15 protein-coding genes are annotated in these 19,116 nt (G+C 63.4%); 11 read left to right on the top strand and 4 right to left on the bottom strand.

All coding sequences use genetic code 11. From position 1 onward, the window contains the following. Positions 1–127 precede the first annotated feature (127 nt). The 5 genes from ACS5Q0_RS12270 to ACS5Q0_RS12250 all read left to right on the top strand — a co-directional run bounded on the left by ACS5Q0_RS12270 (position 128) and on the right by ACS5Q0_RS12250 (position 5,711). Complete coding sequence (locus ACS5Q0_RS12270; protein WP_473126915.1) at positions 128–1,729, top strand: ABC transporter substrate-binding protein; 1,602 nt, start codon at positions 128–130, stop codon at positions 1,727–1,729. A 64-nt stretch (positions 1,730–1,793) separates the two neighbouring features. After that, positions 1,794–2,804: an ABC transporter permease subunit gene (locus ACS5Q0_RS12265; protein ID WP_473126914.1), complete on the top strand. Its 1,011-nt coding sequence runs from the start codon at positions 1,794–1,796 to the stop codon at positions 2,802–2,804. Beyond that, a complete protein-coding gene (locus tag ACS5Q0_RS12260; RefSeq protein WP_473126913.1) occupies positions 2,801–3,712 on the top strand; it encodes an ABC transporter permease subunit in 912 nt (303 codons plus the stop codon). Before ACS5Q0_RS12265 ends, ACS5Q0_RS12260 begins: the two co-directional genes overlap by 4 nt. 2 nt (positions 3,713–3,714) lie before the next feature. Further along, positions 3,715–4,731, top strand: a complete 1,017-nt coding sequence (locus ACS5Q0_RS12255) for an ABC transporter ATP-binding protein (protein WP_473126912.1) — start codon at positions 3,715–3,717, stop codon at positions 4,729–4,731. Next, positions 4,728–5,711, top strand: coding sequence for a peptide ABC transporter ATP-binding protein (locus tag ACS5Q0_RS12250; RefSeq protein ID WP_473126911.1), 984 nt, complete (start codon positions 4,728–4,730; stop codon positions 5,709–5,711). The genes ACS5Q0_RS12255 and ACS5Q0_RS12250 overlap by 4 nt, the downstream gene beginning before the upstream one ends. Positions 5,712–5,713: 2 nt before the next feature. Here the strand turns inward: ACS5Q0_RS12250 and ACS5Q0_RS12245 are convergent, their stop codons facing one another. Further along, positions 5,714–7,735: an AI-2E family transporter gene (locus ACS5Q0_RS12245; RefSeq protein WP_473126910.1), complete on the bottom strand. Its 2,022-nt coding sequence runs from the start codon at positions 7,733–7,735 to the stop codon at positions 5,714–5,716. Between the two features lie 285 nt (positions 7,736–8,020). Between ACS5Q0_RS12245 and ACS5Q0_RS12240 the strand changes: the two genes are divergently transcribed. Both ACS5Q0_RS12240 and ACS5Q0_RS12235 read left to right on the top strand, forming a co-directional pair. Continuing rightward, complete coding sequence (locus ACS5Q0_RS12240; protein ID WP_473126909.1) at positions 8,021–8,713, top strand: dienelactone hydrolase family protein; 693 nt, start codon at positions 8,021–8,023, stop codon at positions 8,711–8,713. 48 nt (positions 8,714–8,761) lie between these two features. Beyond that, a complete protein-coding gene (locus ACS5Q0_RS12235) occupies positions 8,762–10,822 on the top strand; it encodes a M3 family metallopeptidase (RefSeq protein WP_473126908.1) in 2,061 nt (686 codons plus the stop codon). A gap of 312 nt (positions 10,823–11,134) precedes the next feature. Here the strand turns inward: ACS5Q0_RS12235 and ACS5Q0_RS12230 are convergent, their stop codons facing one another. The 3 genes from ACS5Q0_RS12230 to ACS5Q0_RS12220 are packed head-to-tail and all read right to left on the bottom strand — an operon-like array spanning position 11,135 to position 14,342. Then, positions 11,135–12,148, bottom strand: coding sequence for an aldose epimerase family protein (locus ACS5Q0_RS12230; protein ID WP_473126907.1), 1,014 nt, complete (start codon positions 12,146–12,148; stop codon positions 11,135–11,137). A gap of 4 nt (positions 12,149–12,152) precedes the next feature. Continuing rightward, a complete protein-coding gene (locus ACS5Q0_RS12225) occupies positions 12,153–13,034 on the bottom strand; it encodes an SMP-30/gluconolactonase/LRE family protein (protein WP_473126906.1) in 882 nt (293 codons plus the stop codon). A gap of 57 nt (positions 13,035–13,091) precedes the next feature. Further along, entirely contained in the window at positions 13,092–14,342 is a 1,251-nt protein-coding gene (locus ACS5Q0_RS12220; RefSeq protein WP_473126905.1) for an amidase, read from the bottom strand. 94 nt (positions 14,343–14,436) lie between these two features. Between ACS5Q0_RS12220 and ACS5Q0_RS12215 the strand changes: the two genes are divergently transcribed. From ACS5Q0_RS12215 to ACS5Q0_RS12200, 4 genes are read left to right on the top strand one after another with little or no spacing between them, the layout of a single operon-like run. Continuing rightward, positions 14,437–15,642, top strand: a complete 1,206-nt coding sequence (locus ACS5Q0_RS12215) for an ABC transporter substrate-binding protein (RefSeq protein WP_473126904.1) — start codon at positions 14,437–14,439, stop codon at positions 15,640–15,642. A 48-nt stretch (positions 15,643–15,690) separates the two neighbouring features. Continuing rightward, positions 15,691–17,538, top strand: a complete 1,848-nt coding sequence (locus ACS5Q0_RS12210; protein WP_473126903.1) for an ABC transporter permease — start codon at positions 15,691–15,693, stop codon at positions 17,536–17,538. Continuing rightward, positions 17,535–18,311, top strand: a complete 777-nt coding sequence (locus tag ACS5Q0_RS12205; RefSeq protein ID WP_473126902.1) for an ABC transporter ATP-binding protein — start codon at positions 17,535–17,537, stop codon at positions 18,309–18,311. Before ACS5Q0_RS12210 ends, ACS5Q0_RS12205 begins: the two co-directional genes overlap by 4 nt. Then, positions 18,308–19,021 carry an ABC transporter ATP-binding protein gene (locus ACS5Q0_RS12200; protein ID WP_473126901.1) on the top strand — a complete coding sequence of 238 codons (714 nt, stop codon included), beginning with the start codon at positions 18,308–18,310 and terminating at the stop codon, positions 19,019–19,021. Before ACS5Q0_RS12205 ends, ACS5Q0_RS12200 begins: the two co-directional genes overlap by 4 nt. Positions 19,022–19,116 lie beyond the last annotated feature (95 nt).

The raw sequence follows: 19,116 nt of genomic DNA, 5'->3' as shown, positions 1-19,116 counted from the left end.
CACAAAATGGTAAATTTATTCCAAAAATTAGCCAAGGTTGTTGGGACAGATTGACATTATTGGGGCTTCGCACCTTAACTTCGTCACAGAACGGCCACGAGTAGCGCCGTCTCAGAGGACCATGATAATGAAGAAATCAGCCCTTTTCGCAGCGATCTGCGTCCCGGCATTCCTGGCCGCGGCTCCGCTGGCCGCCAAAACCCTCGTATACTGCTCCGAGGGCAGCCCGGAGAACTTCTATCCCGGCGTGAACACCACCGGCACGTCGTTCGACGCCAGCGAGCAGATCTACAACCGCATCGTCGAGTTTGAGCGCGGCGGCACGAAGGTCAATCCGAGCCTTGCCGAGAAATGGGACGTGTCCGCTGACGGCACGGTCTACACGTTCCACCTCCGCAAGGGCGTGAAGTGGCACTCCAACAAGAGCTTCAAGCCGACCCGCGACATGAACGCCGACGACATCGTGTTCATGTTCGAGCGTCAGTGGAAGGAAGATAATCCGTACTTCAAGGTCACCAGCCCGAACCACTCCTACTTCGGCGACATGGGCATGCCCAAGCTACTGAAGTCGGTCGAGAAGGTCGACGACTACACCGTTAAGGTGACCCTGAACCAGCCTGAGGCTCCGTTCCTGGCCGACCTCGCCATGATGTGGGCGAGCGTCCAGTCGAAGGAATATGCCGATGCCATGATGAAGGCTGGCACACCTGAAAAGATCGACCAGGATCCGATCGGCACTGGCCCGTTCTACCTGGTGCAATACCAGAAGGACGCGATCATCCGCTACAAGGCGTTCCCGGAATACTGGGCCGGCAAGGCAAAGATCGATGACCTCGTCTTCTCGATCACTCCGGACGCATCGGTGCGCTGGGCGAAGCTCCAGAAGGGCGAGTGCCACGTCATGCCGTATCCGAACCCGGCTGACCTCGAGGCCATGAAGAAGGACCCGAACGTCCAGATCCTGGAACAGCCCGGCCTGAACATCGGCTATCTCGCCTATCAGACCACCAAGAAGCCGTTCGACGACGTTCGCGTCCGCAAGGCGGTGAACATGGCCATGAACAAGAAGGCCATCGTCGACGCCGTGTTCCTCGGCTCTGGCATTCCGGCCAAGAACCCGATCCCGCCGTCCATGTGGGGATACAATAATTCCGTCAAGGAAGACGAGTACAACCCGGACGCGGCCAAGAAGCTTCTGGCTGAGGCCGGTTACCCGAACGGGTTCGAGACCGACCTCTGGGCCATGCCGGTTCAGCGTCCCTACAACCCGAATGCCCGCCGCATCGCCGAGCTGATGCAGGCTGATCTCGCCAAGGTCGGCGTGAAGGCCGAGATCAAGAGCTTCGAGTGGGGCGAGTACCGCAAGCGCGCTCAGGCCGGCGAGCACCAGATGGCTCAGCTCGGCTGGACGGGCGACAACGGCGATCCGGACAACTTCCTGCACACCCTGCTGGGCTGCGCCTCTGCGCAGAGCGCTTCGGGCTCGAACATCGCCAAGTGGTGCTACAAGCCGTTCGACGATCTCGTCACGAAGGCGAAGGTCACGACCGATCAGGCCGAGCGCACCAAGCTCTACGAGCAGGCTCAGGTGATCTTCAAGGAGCAGGCTCCGTGGTTCACCATCGCTCATGCTGTCCAGCTGAAGCCGGTCCGCAAGGAAGTGGTTGACTTCAAGCTCTCGCCGTTCGGCCGTCACACCTTCTACGGCGTGGACATCAAGGGCAAGTAAGCCTTCCCACTCAACCTATGGCGGAGCGGCTCGTTCAGCCGCTCCGCCTTTTTACGTTCAAACGATGCTCAGATTCATTCTTACCCGCGTCAGCCTGATCATCCCGACCTTTCTCGGGATCACGCTGCTTGCCTTCTTCCTGATCCGCCTGGTGCCAGGCGATCCCATTGAAACCCTCGCCGGCGAGCGCGGCATCGATCCCGCCCGCCATGAGCAACTGCTGAAGGAATACGGCCTCGACAAGCCTGTCTTCGTGCAATACGGGATCTATCTGTCCCGTGTCCTGCAGGGCGATCTCGGCAAGTCGATGATCACGCAGGAACCAGTTCTGAGCGAGTTCAAGGCCCTGTTTCCGGCAACCGTCGAGCTGGCGCTTTGCGCCATTCTCTTTGCCCTGATCCTCGGCCTCCCCGCAGGGATCATCGCGGCGCTGCGACGAAATTCCATCTTCGACCACGGTGTGATGGGCATATCGCTCACGGGCTATTCCATGCCGATCTTCTGGTGGGGCCTCATCCTCATCCTGGTCTTCTCGGTGCAGTTCGACCTCACGCCCGTTTCCGGGCGGATCGATGTTCTCTACTACATCGAACCGACCACCGGCTTCCTGCTGATCGACACCCTCCTCTCCGACGAGGACGGCGCATTCTGGTCGGCGGTCGAGCATCTCATCCTGCCGACCATCGTGCTCGGCACGGTGCCGCTCGCCGTGATCGCGCGAATGACCCGGTCCGCAATGCTGGAGGTTCTCGGTGAGGACTACATCCGAACCGCCAAAGCCAAAGGCCTCTCCCGTTTCCGCATCGTCGCCCTGCACGCTCTGCGCAACGCCCTCATCCCGGTCGTGACCGTGATCGGCCTGCAGATCGGCGTGCTCTTCACCGGAGCGATCCTCACCGAGACCATCTTCTCGTGGCCGGGTGTGGGAAAATGGCTCATCGACGCCATCTTCCGGCGCGATTATCCCGTCCTGCAGGGTGGCGCCCTGCTGCTCGGCGTCGTGGTGATGAGCGTAAACCTGCTTGTCGACCTCGCTTACGGCCTCATCAATCCTCGCATCAGGCATACGCGATGACCACTGAAACCATGGAAACTCCGGCCGTCGCGGCTCCGACGGCCACCCCTCCGCATCCCTTGCGTGAGTTCTGGGGCTATTTCAGCGCCAATCATGGCGCCGTCGCCGGCCTCGTCATCATTGTCGCGGTTGTACTCGTCGCCTTGCTGGCGCCGGTAATCGCCCCGCACGATCCGAACCTCACGAACACCGCCATCGCCCTGAGGCCACCGTTCTGGCAGGAGGGCGGGTCGATTGCCTACCCCCTGGGGACCGATCCGATCGGGCGCGATATTCTCTCGCGGCTGATGTTCGGCGCGCAGCTGTCACTTCTGATCGGCATCGCGGTCGTGACGCTCTCCATCATCATCGGTACGGTGCTCGGTCTCGTGGCGGGCTTCTTCCGGGGCCTGACCGAGATCTTCATCATGCGCCTGATGGACATCGTCCTCACGCTGCCGAGCCTTCTGCTCGCCATCGTCATCGTGGCCGTTCTCGGCCCCGGCCTGATGAACGCGATGCTCGCGGTCGCCCTCGTGATTTTGCCGCATTATGTGCGCCTTGCACGTGCAGCCGTGATCACCGAAACATCGAAGGACTACGTCATGGCGGCCCGCGTGAGCGGCGCCGGCACGACACGCCTGATGTTCAAGGAAGTGCTGCCGAACTGCACGGCTCCTCTCATCGTGCAGGCCTCGCTCGGCATCTCCACGGCGATCCTCGACGCCGCGGCCCTGGGCTTCCTCGGCCTGGGTGCGCAGCCGCCCTCGCCCGAATGGGGAACCATGCTGGCCGATGCCCGCGAGTTCGTGCTCCGTGCGTGGTGGGTCGTGACCTTCCCTGGTCTCGCGATCCTCATCACGGTTCTTGCCTTCAATCTTCTGGGCGACGGCCTCCGTGATGCCCTGGATCCCAAACTGAAGCGCTGATCATGGCTCTTGTCGAAATTGAAAATCTGTCGGTCGAATTTCCGACCCAAGGCGGCATCATGCGTGCCGTGGACGGGGTCAGCCTCACCCTCGATGAGGGCGAGGTTCTCGGCGTCGTGGGCGAATCCGGCTCGGGCAAAAGCGTGACGATGCTGGCCCTCATGGGCCTCATCCCCTTTCCCGGCCGCGTGAAGGCGGACAAGCTCACCTTCAACGGCCGCGACCTCCTCACGATCTCCGAGCGCGAGCGCCGCAGGCTCACGGGCAAGGACGTCGCGATGATCTTCCAGGAGCCGATGACGAGCCTGAACCCGTCCTTCACCATCGAGTTTCAGCTCACGGAGACGCTGCGCCTGCATGAAGGCATGGACCGCAAGGCCGCGCGCCGCAGGGCGATCGAGCTGCTGGAACAGGTAGGCATTCCCTCACCCGAAAGCCGCCTGTCCGCGTTCCCTCACCAGCTCTCGGGCGGCATGAACCAGCGCGTGATGATCGCCATGGCGATCGCCTGTAATCCGAAGTTGCTCATCGCGGATGAGCCCACCACCGCCCTTGACGTGACGATTCAGGCGCAGATCCTGGATCTGCTCATGACTCTCCAGAAGGAGCGCAACATGGGCCTCGTCATGATCACCCACAATATGGGGGTCGTCGCCGATACCGCCCAGCGCGTGATGGTGATGTATGCGGGTCAGATCATGGAGGAGCGCTCGGCCGCCGATCTCTTCGCCTCGCCGCAGCACCCCTATACGGCGGCCCTGCTGGCGGCTCTGCCGGAGCGTAGCGAAGGCGGGCGGCTTGCAACGATTCCGGGTGTCGTGCCCGGCCTCTACGACCGCCCGAAGGGTTGCCTGTTCAGCCCGCGCTGCGCCTATGCGACGGAGCATTCGCGCAACGTGCGGCCGGAGCTGCGCCCCTGGGCCGGTGGCAAGATCCGCTGCCACTATCCGCTCGGCGATCCGAACCGGAACGCCGCCATCCAGCACGATCATCCCATTAGAACGGAGACTGCGTCGTGAGCGCTCCCGTTGTTGAAGCCAAAGGCCTGAAGCAGATCTACAAGGTCAAGCGCGGGCTGTTCAAGGAGCCGGCGGCTCTGCAGGCCGTGGGCGGCATTTCGTTTTCCATCGAGCCGGGCAAGACCCTGGCCGTAGTGGGCGAATCCGGCTGCGGCAAGTCCACCCTCGCCCGCATGGTGACTCTGATCGAGAAGCCGACCGAGGGCCAGCTCTCCCTCGACGGCATCGATGCAGTCAATCCGCCGTCGAACTACACGAAAGAGCTGCGCCGCATGGTGCAGCTGGTGTTCCAGAATCCTTACGGCTCGCTCAACCCTCGCAAGAAGGTCGGCACCATCCTCGAGGAGCCGCTCGTCATCAACACCAACCTCTCCTCCGCCGAGCGCAAGGACAGGGTGCGTGCGATGATGGCGAAGGTGGGTCTGCGCCCCGAGCACTACAACCGCTATCCTCACATGTTCTCAGGCGGTCAGCGCCAGCGCATCGCCATCGCGCGTGCGCTGATGCTCTCGCCGAAGCTCGTGGTGGCGGACGAGCCGGTCTCCGCGCTCGACGTCTCGATCCAGGCGCAGGTGCTGAACCTTCTCGCCGATCTGCAGCAGGAGATGGGCCTTGCCTATCTCTTCATCTCACACGATCTCGGCGTGGTCAGGCATATCGCCCATGACGTGCTCGTCATGTATCTCGGCTTCGCGGTCGAGCACGGGCCGAAGGAGAGGATCTACGCGCGTCCGCTGCATCCCTACACGCAGGCGCTCCTCTCCTCCACGCCCGGCATTACCGGCGTGAAGCGCAAGCGCATCGTTTTGAAAGGCGAACTTCCGTCGCCCCTCAATCCGCCGAAGGGCTGCGTGTTCTCGACTCGCTGCCCCTATGTGACGGAGCGCTGCAAGGTGGAACGCCCGCAGCTGCGGGAGCTCGATGAGCGGCTGGTAGCCTGCCACTATGCCGAGGACTTCCTGAAGGAAGCAGCGGCTTGACCTCAGGCAGGCAGCGGCAGGCGCTTTCCAGCCGCTGCCTCCTTCGCAGCCTTGCCGGTCGTGACGGCCTGCGGCAGTTCCTCCTCGCCCGTGGCGACCTTCAGACATTGCACCACCGCGTCACGCATCGCGGAGACATAATAATCCGCACCCAGCATCGCGCGCATGCTCTCGCTCTTCAACACCACATCCTCAGCGGGCCACAACCCCACGAGAATGGGAGCCTTGGGCACCTGCCGTCTCAAGCGCCGCAGCAGATAGCGCAGATGAGCGGGCGTCCCGCTGATTTCCAGATAGCTGATGCAGATCATCTGAACGCCGGCCATATCGAGATTGTAGATCGCCGAGCGTGAAACGGCCTCGTGCGGCACGAGGCGACTGCCGAGCCCGTGCTTGTTCAACAGCTGGGCCAGCATCTCGGAGGCTGCCTCGTCGAGCGGGCCCCGCCCTGCGATGCACATGATGGCGCCTTCCCTCCTCCATTCCTCCCCGATCCTGTCCTCGTGGGGCATTTCCCCCACGACGGCAGGCTCCTTGATGGCAGGCTTTTCGCTCTGCGGGGAAGCAATCGGCTCGTCCCTGGTCTCATGTGGAGGAGGCTCGATATCCTCATGGCTGCCGAGATCCTCCACGAGGGCATTGATGACCTCGCGCACCTGATCGAGCTGTCGGTGGGTGAGCACGCCCCGCGTGGCATCGTTGGCGGCAAGCTGCAGTCCTTTGAGCGCAACCTCATCGTAATAGGACGTGAGCGACCGCTCCTTCAGGAGAACCTCTGCCGAGTCCAGCGCCTCGTCGGGATCGCCCGCGAGCATGCGTTGGTAGAGATTTTCAGCGGGCGTCAACGCCGGCCTGTCGCCGAGCAGCACATCGAGAAACTCAAGCCGCTCCACATGGCGCCCGAGCACCACGAGGCAAAGCGTGAGCGGCGTCGCGATCAGGAGGCCCACAGGACCCCATATCCAGGTCCAGAAGATGGCCGAGATGACGACGGCGAAAGGCGAGAGTCCGGTGCTCTGTCCGTAGACGATGGGCTCCACCACCTGTCCCATGAGCGGCTCGCCGAGCACGAACAACGCCGCCGCCATGATCGCCATGGACCAGCCGGGATCGACAGCGGCTGCAAGCAGAATCGGCGGCGCCGCCGCGAGGAACGAGCCGATGTATGGAACGAAGCGCATCAGCGCCGCGAAGACTCCCCACAAGGCAGGGCTTGGCACTCCGATCAGCCACAATCCGACACCTGCAACGAGGCCGAAGCCGGCGTTCAACGCGAGTTGGGTGAGGAAATAACGACTGAGACGTCGCGCGGCATCGTCCATGGCAACCGTCGTCCGATGCAGATCGCTCGATCCGAAAAGGCGGATCATGCGGTCGCGCAGGTCTTCCCGCTGCATGAGGATGAAGACGAGGGCCACGAACACGATGCCCATGGTTGCGAAAGGCTTGAGCAGCGGCAACAGGAAGTCGCGGGCGACCTGAAGCGGCGTTGGTTCCGGCTGATGAACCTCCACGGGCATCGGCTTCGGCTCTTCGGGCGAGGGCTCGGATGCTCCGGGCGTGGCGGGGCTGGCCTCCGTCTGCTGCTGCTCGCCGACAGCCTTATCGAACCGGCGACCGAAATCGCGGAGCATGTTCGGCAGCTTGCCTAGGCTCCCCTCACGCAGCGAGCCGATCTTCCTCTCGATCGTGGTCTGATAGCGCGGCATGTCCGAGGCGAGGCCAGCAAGCTGAAAGCCGATCACGCCGGCGATTGACGCAATGATGCCGATGGCGACGAGGACAGCGATAATGACGGACGGCACGCGCCCCAGATGCCATCTGCGCATCAGATCGACAAAGGGTGCGATGACGAAGGCGAGCAGGATGGCGAGCACCACTGGCAGGAACACCTCGCGCCCCACGTAAAGCCCAGCCAGAACGACGACGCCCACGGCCAGCGTCATCAGCCCGGACAGGCCTGGAACGCCCGGTGGTTCGATTTCCTGATTGGGGGGCGGCACAGGGGCGGAGGCAGGGGGCATCGTTTCAAGATCTCTGCTGCCCGCGAGGAAATCTCGCTGGTCAGCAAACAACGTGCGGACCCGTCAAATCGATCCTTAGCTGTTGCTCCGCTGAAGCAATTCCCGAAGAACTGGGACCTTTTGCCATCTGCAACCGGGGCTGTCCGCCCCCATTTCAAGGGAAATCTTGGCTCATTCCCACGAAGTCCAGCCTTCATGTCGCTCACGAGACGCAGCCTTCTGGCTGGCGCGGCGCTCGCCGCCTCCCCTTCCCTTCCTCATGCCCAACAGGATCAATCTCACTCGATGCCAGTTCAGCAAAAGCGCAACGCCTTTACCAGCGGCGGCAAGACGATTGCCGTCGACACCTTTCAGACCTCGGGAGCGACGCAGCAACCTGCCGTCCTGATGCTGCACGGTGCGGACGGCTTGAGCTACAACGCCCAGTACCACGAAGGCGCCCGGGGTGTCGCAGCAGCAGGCTTTCAGGTGCATCTTGTCCATTATCTTGACCGAACCGGCGAGAAGCGGGCCTCCTTCGCCACCCTGTTCCAGAATTTCATGCCCTGGATGGACACGGTAGGGGATGCTCTCACCTTCGCATCCAGCTACCCCGGCACGGATGCGCATCGCATCGGGATCATCGGCATTTCGCTCGGCGCGGTCCTCGGGCTTGCGGTCTCCTCGACGGATCGGCGGGTGAAAACTCTGGTCAACTACTTCGGCCCCCTGCCCCAGGGCGCCATCGCCACCACCCCACGCCTGCCCCCGACCCTGGTCCTGCACGGATCGGCGGATCCGATCGTGCCGGTGGCGAACGCCTATGCGGTGGAGGCGCTCCTCAGGCAGCAGAACGTGCCCCACGAGGTAAAGGTCTATCCCGGCCAGGGCCACGGCTTTAGGGGCGCCGCCGAGAAGGACGCCACCCACAGAGCGCTCGCCTTCCTGCGCCGCTATCTGACCCGCGCCGACGCCACGCCTCTTCCGATGAGCGGCTGACGCCGCTAAGACTTGAAACAGCAACCGATCAGGCGGAGCACGACAACAATGGCATCCAGCGCGAATCTCTCGAGCAATCCTCTCCTTGCCACCTGGAATACCCTATTCGGCCTTCCTCCCTTCGAGAGCATTGCGCCTGAGCATTACAAGCCGGCCTTCGATCAGGCCCTCGCCGAGCAGCAGACCGAGATCGCAACCGTTGCCGGGAGCGAGGAAACTCCCACCTTCGTCAACACCATCGAGGCTCTGGAGCGCAGCGGCACAGCGCTCAAGCGGGTGGGCGGCGTGTTCTTCAACCTCGCAGGCTCTCACACGAACGAGGCGATCCAGGCCGTTGAACGCGAGATGGCGCCGATCCTCGCCAAGCACCGCAACAGCATCTTCATGAACGAGGCGCTCTATAAGCGGGTCTCAGCCCTCTACGAACAGCGCGAGAACCTCGGCCTGAATGCGGAGCAGGCGCGGGTGCTCGACCGCTACCACACGATCTTCGTTCGAGCGGGAGCCAAGCTCGGACCCGATGAGAAGAAGCGCCTTGCCGGCATCACAGAACGCCTGGCGAGCCTCGGGACGCAATTCTCGCAGAACGTGCTGGCCGACGAAAAATCCTATCAGCTCGTCCTGGAGCACGAAGAGGATCTCGCGGGTCTTCCCTCCTTCCTGCGGGAGGCGGCGGCGCAGGCCGCGGAAGAGCGCGGGCTGAACGGGAAATACGTCATCACCCTCTCGCGCTCCAGCATCGAGCCGTTCCTGCAGTTTTCCAAGAGACGCGACCTGCGCGAGCAGGCCTTCAAGGCCTGGGCCTCGCGCGGAGACAACAACGGTCTGACAGACAACAAGGCGATCATCGCCGAGATGGCGGCGCTTCGCGTCGAGCGGGCGAAGCTGCTGGGTTACGAGACCTTCGCCGATTTCAAGCTGTCCGACACCATGGCGAAGACGCCGGAAGCGGTGCTGAAGCTCCTGAACGATGTGTGGGCGCCAGCCCGCGCCCGTGCCGAGGCCGAGCGGAACGATCTGCAGGCTCTTGCACAAACTCAAGGAGACAACATCGCGATCGAGCCGTGGGACTGGCGCTTCTATGCGGACCAGGTGCGGATGGCCCGTCACGATCTCGACGAGGCGACAATCAAGCCCTATTTCCAGCTCGACCGGATCATCGAGGCCGCCTTCGAGACGGCGCACCGCCTCTTCGGCCTGAGCTTCCGGGAGCTCGAAAACTTCCCGAAGTATCACCCTGACATCCGCGCCTGGCAGGTGTTCGATACCGACGGCACGCACGTGGGCACCTTCATCGGCGATTACTTCGCGCGCTCATCCAAGCGCAGCGGTGCCTGGATGAGCGCCTTCCGGTCTCAGGAAAAGCTCACCGGCGATGTGCGGCCCATCATCGTGAACGTCATGAACTTCGCGAAAGGCGCGGCGGGCGAGCCCTCCCTGCTCAGTTTCGACGACGCGCGTACCCTCTTCCATGAATTCGGTCACGCTCTGCACGGGCTTCTCTCGAACGTGACGTATCCGCTGCTCGCGGGCACGGCCGTTTCGACGGATTTCGTGGAACTGCCGTCACAGCTCTTCGAGCATTGGCTGTCGCAGCCTGAGACCCTTCGCCGCTACGCCACTCATTACCGGACGGGCGAACCGATGCCGGAGGCACTGCTCGAACGTCTGATGGCGGCGAGAAATTTCAACCAGGGCTTCGCCACGGTGGAGTATCTGGCTTCCGCCTTCGTCGATCTCGAGCTTCATCGCCGCAAGGACGTAGCGGATCTCGACGTCGCCGCCTTTGAGAAGGAGACGCTGGACAGGATCGGCATGCCGCACGAGATCATCATGCGCCATCGCACACCCCACTTCACTCACGTGTTCTCGGGCGACGGCTATTCCTCAGGCTATTACAGCTATCTCTGGTCGGAGGTTCTGGACGCGGACGCCTTCACCGCATTCGAAGAGACGGGGGACGCCTTCAACAAGGAGACGGCGGAGAAGCTCAAGCGTTTCATTTACTCCGCCGGAAATCTTCGCGACCCAGCCGAGGCCTACACAGCGTTCCGGGGGCGTCTGCCGACCGCCGACGCGCTCTTGGCCAAGCGCGGACTGGCAGCTTGAGCGGCAGGGCAGGCGCGTGACGAGCGCCTGCTCAGACCAGATCGGGCATGAACTGCTTCATCCGGGTGGGCAGGCGGAAATGCATACGAACGTTTTGAGGGACGCGTCTCGTCTGAGCAGCCTCCTTCGGCTCCGTCGCGGGAGCGACAGGATCCGGACGCAATACGCTCAAGAGGAAAGCCATTCCCTTGGGATCGATTTCGAGAGCTTTCGCGTCGAGCACAGGCATAGGGAGCATTCCCTTCTGGTTGGTATTATTTTTGAACGCAACACCGCAGGGAAAAACGGCCAATGAATGGTGAAGTTCCCACGTTAACTTGAGAACCTCAATTCGCTGACCTGGTTTGAAACCTGCCCCGGCTCCAGAATTGACGATGGAAAATGGGCTTTATTGGGGCTATCGGGAAATCTCTGAGGCTCCAGGCACAGGCCCGAATGAGGCCGGTACTGCGCGCCATTCAAGCCCGGAACCGGTATCCTGATCAGGTGACCGTCATAGAATTGCAGGCCGGGCTCCGTTGTCCAAAGCTCCATTCGAAGGCCATTTCTCATCGAAGCGAGCATCGCAGCCTGACGGAGTACCCCGTAAGGGCCATGCAACACGAAGTTCGTGTCGTAGAGCGTCGGCTCCGGCATGAATTCCGCCGCGCCGATCGGTCTGAGCACCGTAAAATCGTATGCCGTGTCCGCCACGCGCCTGACCTCCCCGGTCGGGATCAGATCCGGATGTGTCGGAGTGATGTAATCGGCCGCGATCATGAGATGATGGGACAAAATGTCAGCGCTGCCGTCGAGGTTGAAATAGCCGTGCGTGGTGAGATTGATGGGGGTCGGCTGGTCAGCAATGGCCGTGAGTTCGATCCTCACCGTCGCAGACGCCAGAAGGCTGTAGGTGCAGGTGGCGACGAGACGTCCGGGATATCCCATGTCGCCATCCTCGGAGACGAGACTCAGGGTGACGCTGGACGGCCTCTGCTCGATGATGTTCCAGAGCCGCGTTCCAAAGCCCATGGCGCCGCCGTGGAGCTGATTGGCTCCCTCGTTGGCATTGAGCCTGTACGTCCGATCCCCCAGCGTGAACCGCGCTCTCCCGATGCGGTTTGCATAGCGGCCGACGATGGCGCCGAAATAGGGAGAGTGGGCGATATAGTCATCGATGGAATTCAAGCCAAGCAGAACACTCTGCGGCCCGTTCGCGGTGGGCACGACGAGGTCGCGGATCACCGCGCCCCAGGTCAGCACCCGCATCTCGGCTCCGTCGGGGCCGGTCAGGGTGATCTGCAGGATATCCTGTCCCTCCGCGGTTCCGAACCGTTCGGTGGTCATGATCTCACCCCTCGAAAAAGTTGGCTTTCAGCCCGCGGATGCCGCCGGTCTCGACTTTGAAGAGATGGCCCGCCATGGGATCCACATGGGGATCGTGCCCGATGGAAGCCGTGGTGATGTAGAGCGTCGTCAGATCCGGGCCGCCAAAAGCACACTTGGTCACCTGGGCGGTCGGCACAGGTACGGTGCGCTCGACCGATCCGTCCGGTTTAAAGCGAGTGATACGCGAGCCACCCCAGTGACAGACCCACACATGGCCTTCCGCGTCGACGGCCATGCCGTCCGGGTGGCCCCATCCTTCCTCGAAATGCACGAATCGCCGCCGCTCGCCGACACGACCTCCACTGAAATCGAAGGCATAGATCATGCCGTCCACCGTGGCGGTGGCGTACAGCGTCTGCCCGTCAGGGCTGAAGGCAGGGCCGTTGGTGACGATGAAGCCGGAATGGAGTTCAGTCAGCTCCTTGCCGTCCCAGCGCCAGAAGGAGCCGCTCTCCTCCATCTCGTCATCATGCATGGTGCCGAAATAGACCGCCCCATCCGGCCCCACGCAACCGTCATTGATGCGATTGCCCGGCTTGTCCCTCTCAGGTGCGATGACGGGCTCCGCCTCCCCTGTCTTCAGGTTGAAGCATGCGAGGCCTGATTTGAAGCCTGCGATCACCACATCGGGATCGGGCGTCAGCGCGATGAAGCCGATGCGTTCGGGAGCGACAACGCACGCGTGCTCGTTCGTCTCCGGATGATAGCGCCAGACAGCCGGGTTCTTGATGTCGACCCAGAAGAGGGTGTTCGAGCGGTCGTCCCACACGGGCCCTTCGCCAAGCAGGCAGGCGCTGGCGACGGCCACATGCGGCATGTGAGGGTGGACGATGGGGTTGGTCATGATGTCCCCTTTTCGGATCAGTCTGCCGGTAACGAGGACACGGCGGGCGCGGTTCAATCAGGCGAATGCCCCGTCCGCGATCCGACGCGCCAGACCTACCAGGCTCAGGTCGGAACCGGGCGGGCCCATGAGAGACAATCCGAGCGGGGCGCCTTGGCGGGATGCGAGCGGGATCGACACCTGCGGCAGGCCGGAGAGCACCGACAGGCAGAGCAGGTTCAGCGACTTGTTCCGGTAATCGTTGAGCGCATCGTCGCTCTCCGAGAGGAGCGGCGCCACATCCGGCATGGTCGGGAGGATGAGCACCGTATTCTGTGCCAGGAGGGCATTGAAACGAGCCCGGAAGGCGCTGCGAATCACCTGGGCTTCGGTCACCTGAGAATCGGTGACGGCCCTCGAAAACTCGAACCGATCGGCGACGCCCGATCCCAGGGGCGGGTGGTAGCGCTCGATCATGGGCCCATCCGTGACCCAAGCCTCCCGGCTCTGGATGTAGCGCATGGCCCAGTAAAGGGAGGTGAAGCCCTCGGTGGCGACCGTCACGGCCTCAGGCGCGCCGAGAGCCGCCTCGACCTGATGGACCGCCGGAACCAACGCGTCCTTCACCTCCTGACCGAGAAGTCCGAATGCATCCTTGGCCAGAAGTACGGTGGGAGCGGAGGAGAGCGGGTTGCTGTCATTGCCGAGCAGAACCTCGCCCACGCGTACGAAGGTGGCGCCGTCCCGGGTGAAATACCCGCACGTATCGAAGGAGGGGGCGAGATCGTGACAGAGTTCCAGGCTCACGCGGCCATGGGTGGGGCGGATCCCGAAGAGTCCGCAATGGCTGGCCGGAGCGCGCACGGAGCCGCCCGTATCCGTCCCGAGAGCGAAATCGCACAGGCCGTTGGAGACGGCGGCGGCCGAACCGGAGGACGACCCGCCAGGGATGCGATCGGGCGCCCCGCCATTCACGGGCGTCCCGAAATGAGCGTTCTTGCCGGTCATTGAAAAGGCGAGCTCGTCCGCGATGGTCTTGCCCACGAGCCGCGCCCCTGCATCGAGCAGCTTCTGCACGCTCGGCGCGGTGCGGGTCTTGAGACCCGACATCGCGAGCATGTGGGGGGATCCGCAGCTGGTCGGATAGCCTGCCACATCGAACAGGTCCTTGGCGGCGAAGGTCAGCCCTGAAAGGGCGCCACGCTCCGCCTGAGGCACGGAAACGGCTGGGTACGGCATGAAGGCGCGGGCAGGATCGGCATCGAGAAGCATGGCGTCACGGCAGTTGAGGAACGGGACAGAGAATGTGTCATTCCTCTCCTGAAACATGCAAGGTATGAATCCGGCAACCTTGGCAGTTTGGCCTTTCTTCGGGTAGCGATAGACCCTACATCCACGCCGATCCTCGAACAGGAACCGCACAATGACGAAGGCATCGATGACCCGCTGGCTGGCCCTTGGATTGGCTCTCGCGCTCTCAGGTCCGGCAGCCCAGGCGCAGCCGGCCCCCATCAAGCTCGGCGAGCTCAACTCCTATGCCCGGTGGGCCGCGTTCACCGTGCCTTATCGCAACGGGTGGCAGATGGCGCTGGACGAGATCAACGCCAAGGGCGGCGTGCTCGGCCGCAAGCTCGAAATCGTCTCCCGCGACGATGGGGCGACCACGGGCGACGCCACCCGCGTCGCCGACGAGCTGGTCAACCGCGAGGGCGTATCGCTGCTGTTCGGATCCTTCCAGTCGAATGTCGGGATCGCCATGGCGGATTATGCCAACCAGAAGAAGATTCTCTACATCGCCGCCGAGCCGCTGACCGACGCCATCACCATGGCGCAGGGCAACCGCTACACCTTCCGGATCCGCCCCAGCAACTACATGCAGGTGGGCATGCTGGTGGACCGGGCGAAGGCCTCCGGCGCGAAGCGCTGGGCCATTGTCGCGCCGAACTATGAATACGGCCAATCGGCGGCGGAGGTATTCAAGCGCCTCATCAAGGAGCGCGTGCCCGGGGCCGAGATCGTCGCCGAACAATACCCGGCGCTCGGAAAGATCGAGGCGGGCTCCACCGTCTCGGCACTGGAGCAGGCAAAGCCCGACGGCATCTTCAATGTTCTCTTCGGCCCTGACCTCACACAATTCGTGCGCGAAGGGAATACCCGCGGTCTCTTCGAAGGCGCGACGGTGCTCTCACTGCTCACCGGTGAGCCCGAGTGGCTGCTGCCGCTGAAGGACGAGGTTCCCGAAGGATGGACGGTTACCGGATATCCCTGGGACGAGATCACCAATCCCAAGCACAAGGCCTTCGTCGATGCCTACCGCGCGGCATTCAAAGACACGCCGCGCCTCGGCTCGCTTCTGGGCTACATGGTGGTCTACATGATCCGCGACACCATCGAGCGCGCGGGCTCGGTTGAGACCGACGCCATGATCAAGGCGCTGGAGGATGCGAAGTTCGATACCGTCATCGGTCCCGTTACCATGCGCGGCATCGACAACCAGTCCTCCATGGGCGCCTGGGTCGGCAAGCTCGTGCTCAAGGGCGCCAATGGCGGCATGACAGATTGGACCTACGAGGACGGTACGTCCTTCATGCCGAGCGAGGCCGAAGTGAAGGCCGTGCGGAAGGACTGACGGATTGACGGCAGAGCGCACGATCGGCACCCGTTGAGAGAGCAGGCCATGGACCCCTCCTTCCTCGCCATTCAGGCTCTCAACGGGCTCTCCAGCGCGTCGTCCCTCTTCATCACCGCCTGCGGCCTCACGCTCGTCTTCGGCGTGACGCGGATCGTGAATTTCGCGCATGGTTCGCTCTACATGATCGGCGCCTACACGGCCGCGACGCTCGTGCCGCGGCTGCTCGAACTCTCCTTCGGCCCCGTGACCTTCTGGGCCGGAATTCTGGCCTCCGCCGTCATCGTCGGCCTGATCGGGGTGCTGATCGAGGTGCTGCTCCTGCGCCGCATCTATGGCGCGCCGGAACTCTTCCAGCTGCTCGCCACCTTCGGCGTCGTGCTCGTGGTGCAGGACGTGACGATCCTGGTCTTCGGCCCCGAGGACATCCTCGGCCCACGGGCACCAGGCCTTCGCGCCCCCGTCGAAATCTTCGGGCGGCGGTTCCCGTCCTATGAACTCGTGCTGATCGCGGCCGGTCCCGTCGTGCTTGGTCTGATCTGGTTCCTCCTGCGCAGGACCCGGTTCGGGGTTCTGGTGCGAGCGGCCACGCAGGATCGTGAGATGATCGCGGCCCTCGGCGTGAACCAGGCCCTGCTTTTCACCGGCACGCTCTTTCTCGGCGCGTTTCTCGCGGGTCTCGGCGGCGCATTGCAGATCCCACGCGTTTCGGCCCATGCGGGCATGGACCTTTCGATTATCGCGGAAGCCTTCGTCGTCACCGTGGTTGGCGGCATGGGAAGCGTACCGGGCGCATTCCTGGCGGCTCTCGTCATCGGGCAATTGCAGGCCTTCGGCATCCTGATCTTTCCCAAGAGCACGCTCGTCGTGGTGTTCCTGCTCATGGCGGTCGTGCTCGCCGTTCGTCCCTATGGTTTCTTCGGTCGCCCCGAGGTGATCGGCGGCACGCATGCGGTCGGCATCGCAAGTCGCGAGCGATCGCCTTATGCCCTGCTGACTGCCCTTGCCGCCATCGGCATTCTCGGGGCTCTGCCTCTGATCGGCGACGCCTATGTGCTGAAGGTCGCCACTGAGATCCTGATATTCGCGCTCTTCGCCTTCAGCCTGCAGCTTCTCATCGGTGTCGGCGGCCTCGTGAGCTTCGGCCATGCGGCGTTCTTCGGCCTGGGCGCATATGGTGCGGCGCTCGCCGTGAAGTGGCTCGCCCTGCCCATGGAGGCGGCGCTTCCGGCAGGGCTGCTGCTCGCGGCTGTCGGCGCAGCCATCATCGGCGCGTTCGTCGTGCGGCTGTCAGGCATCTATCTCGCCATGATGACCCTCGCCGCCGCGCAGATCGTCTTTGCCGTTGCCTTCCAATGGGTCGACGTGACCGGAGGCGATAACGGCATCGTCGGGGTTTGGCCTTCCGCTTGGGCGAGCGGCCAGACGGCTTACTATCTCTTCACGCTCGCTCTCACGGCGACCGTGGTTCTGCTGCTGACGCGCATCATCGACGCGCCCTTCGGCTATTCGCTCCGCGCCGCGCGCGACTCCGAGGCGCGCGCCGAGGCCATCGGCCTCGACATTCGAGGCCATCGCTGGCTCGCCTTCACCCTCTCCGGCGCCGCCGCAGGCCTTGCCGGCGGAATCTATGCATTCTCGCGCGGTTCGGTGGACCCGACGCTGCTCGGCATTCCCACGTCGGTCGATGCGCTGACCATGCTGCTCATCGGCGGCATCCAGACGATCGCGGGCCCCCTCGTCGGCGCGGGCGTTCTGCACGTGCTGCGCGATCAGATCATGCCGCTGACATCCCTCTGGCGCCTTTTTCTCGGCTTGAGCATCATCGCGATCGTGCTCGTTTTCCCACGCGGCCTCGTCGGCACGCTTCGCGCATGGCGGGAGGAGCGGGCATGACCCTTCTGTCCGTTCAGCACCTGAGCAAATCCTTTGGCGGCGTTGCAGCGGCGCGGGATGTGAGCTTCACGCTCGAGCGCGGCGAGATGCTCGCCATCATCGGCCCCAATGGAGCCGGTAAGTCCACCGTCTTCAACATGGTCGGCGGGCAACTGCGCCCCGACCGAGGCGCCGTGATGCTCGATGGCCAGAACATCACCGCCGCCTCGCCACAGAGGCGCTTCAGGCTCGGCGTCGGGCGCACGTTCCAGGTTGCGCAGACGTTCCTCTCCATGAGCGTGGCCGAGAACGTTCAGATGGCGCTCGTCAGCCGCCGCCGTGAGAGTCGGGCGCTGTGGGCTCCCGCCCGCGGCCGGTACCGAGAAGAAGCCATGGTCCTGCTGACACAGGTCGGCATGGCGGAGGCGGCGGATCACCCCTGCTCCGCCTTGGCCTATGGCGACGTGAAGCGCGTGGAGCTGGCCATCGCACTGGCGGGCAAGCCGAAGCTTCTGCTCATGGACGAGCCCACTGCAGGCATGGCGGCGCGCGAAAGAGCCGATCTGATGGACCTCACCGCCTCCATTGCGGATGCGGAAGGCATCGGCGTTCTCTTCACTGAGCACGACATGGATGTGGTGTTCGGCCACGCCGAACGGGTGATCGTCCTTGTGCGCGGCCAGATCATCGCTACCGGATCGCCGGAGGAAATCCGGCGAAATCCGGATGTCCGGCGCGCCTATCTCGGAGACGAGCACGCGCTGGAAAATCGGAAAGGGTTGAACCCCGCATGAGCGAGCCGCTTCTGGAAATCTGGAATCTGACCGCATCCTATGGCCGCGCCCAGGTGCTGTTCGACCTGACGTTCCGTCTGCACCCGGGCGAGGTCCTGGCGCTTGTCGGCCGCAACGGAGCGGGCAAGACCACGACGTTGAAGGCCATCATGGGGCTTGTGCCCGCCACCGCCCAGAGAGCCAGTTTCAAGGGGCATACCCTCTCGCACCTGCCGACCTACAAGATCGCCCGCCTGGGTCTCGGCTATGTGCCCGAGGACAGGCGCATTTTCACGGACCTGACTGTGGAGGAAAACCTGGAGGCGGGGCGGAAGGAGGCGAGCGGAGGCCGCTCCCCCTGGACGCCGGAGCGGCTCTTCAGGCTTTTCCCGAATTTGGCCGAGATGCGCGGGCGGCGCGGGAACCAGATGTCCGGGGGAGAGCAGCAGATGCTCGCCATCGCCCGGACCTTGATGGGCAATCCTGACGCCATTCTCCTGGACGAGCCGTCCGAGGGGATCGCGCCCGTGATCGTTCAGATGATGGCGGAGGCGATCCGGACCATGAAAGCCGAGGGCGTGGCCGTGCTTCTGTCCGAGCAGAACTGGGCCTTTGCGGCCGGTATCAGTGACCGGGCCATCGTGATCGAACGCGGAGAGATGCGCTTCCAGGGCTCCATGGCCGAGCTGATCGCCGACGAGGCCCTCAGGGCAGAGACGCTCGGGGTCTAGACGCTGCTCCGCTTCGGGCAACAAACGAAGCCCTAAGACATTGACGCGACGGGCCGAAAGGTCGATATCCAGCCCAACCGGCGCGGGCTCCCGCG

The sequence above is a fragment of the Microvirga sp. HS2 genome (genome assembly GCF_055792805.1).
This window is presented reverse-complemented; position numbering and strand designations above follow the sequence as displayed.

Excerpts from the sequence above, each read along its gene's own strand:
- ACS5Q0_RS12270 (WP_473126915.1), top strand. The coding sequence starts at position 128 with ATGAAGAAATCAGCCCTTTTCGCAGCGATCTGCGTCCCGGCATTCCTG.
- ACS5Q0_RS12265 (WP_473126914.1), top strand. The coding sequence starts at position 1,794 with ATGCTCAGATTCATTCTTACCCGCGTCAGCCTGATCATCCCGACCTTT.
- ACS5Q0_RS12260 (WP_473126913.1), top strand. The coding sequence starts at position 2,801 with ATGACCACTGAAACCATGGAAACTCCGGCCGTCGCGGCTCCGACGGCC.
- ACS5Q0_RS12255 (WP_473126912.1), top strand. The coding sequence starts at position 3,715 with ATGGCTCTTGTCGAAATTGAAAATCTGTCGGTCGAATTTCCGACCCAA.
- ACS5Q0_RS12245 (WP_473126910.1), bottom strand. The coding sequence starts at position 7,735 with ATGCCCCCTGCCTCCGCCCCTGTGCCGCCCCCCAATCAGGAAATCGAA.
- ACS5Q0_RS12240 (WP_473126909.1), top strand. The coding sequence starts at position 8,021 with ATGCCAGTTCAGCAAAAGCGCAACGCCTTTACCAGCGGCGGCAAGACG.
- ACS5Q0_RS12235 (WP_473126908.1), top strand. The coding sequence starts at position 8,762 with ATGGCATCCAGCGCGAATCTCTCGAGCAATCCTCTCCTTGCCACCTGG.
- ACS5Q0_RS12230 (WP_473126907.1), bottom strand. The coding sequence starts at position 12,148 with ATGACCACCGAACGGTTCGGAACCGCGGAGGGACAGGATATCCTGCAG.
- ACS5Q0_RS12225 (WP_473126906.1), bottom strand. The coding sequence starts at position 13,034 with ATGACCAACCCCATCGTCCACCCTCACATGCCGCATGTGGCCGTCGCC.
- ACS5Q0_RS12220 (WP_473126905.1), bottom strand. The coding sequence starts at position 14,342 with ATGTTTCAGGAGAGGAATGACACATTCTCTGTCCCGTTCCTCAACTGC.
- ACS5Q0_RS12215 (WP_473126904.1), top strand. The coding sequence starts at position 14,437 with ATGACGAAGGCATCGATGACCCGCTGGCTGGCCCTTGGATTGGCTCTC.
- ACS5Q0_RS12210 (WP_473126903.1), top strand. The coding sequence starts at position 15,691 with ATGGACCCCTCCTTCCTCGCCATTCAGGCTCTCAACGGGCTCTCCAGC.
- ACS5Q0_RS12205 (WP_473126902.1), top strand. The coding sequence starts at position 17,535 with ATGACCCTTCTGTCCGTTCAGCACCTGAGCAAATCCTTTGGCGGCGTT.
- ACS5Q0_RS12200 (WP_473126901.1), top strand. The coding sequence starts at position 18,308 with ATGAGCGAGCCGCTTCTGGAAATCTGGAATCTGACCGCATCCTATGGC.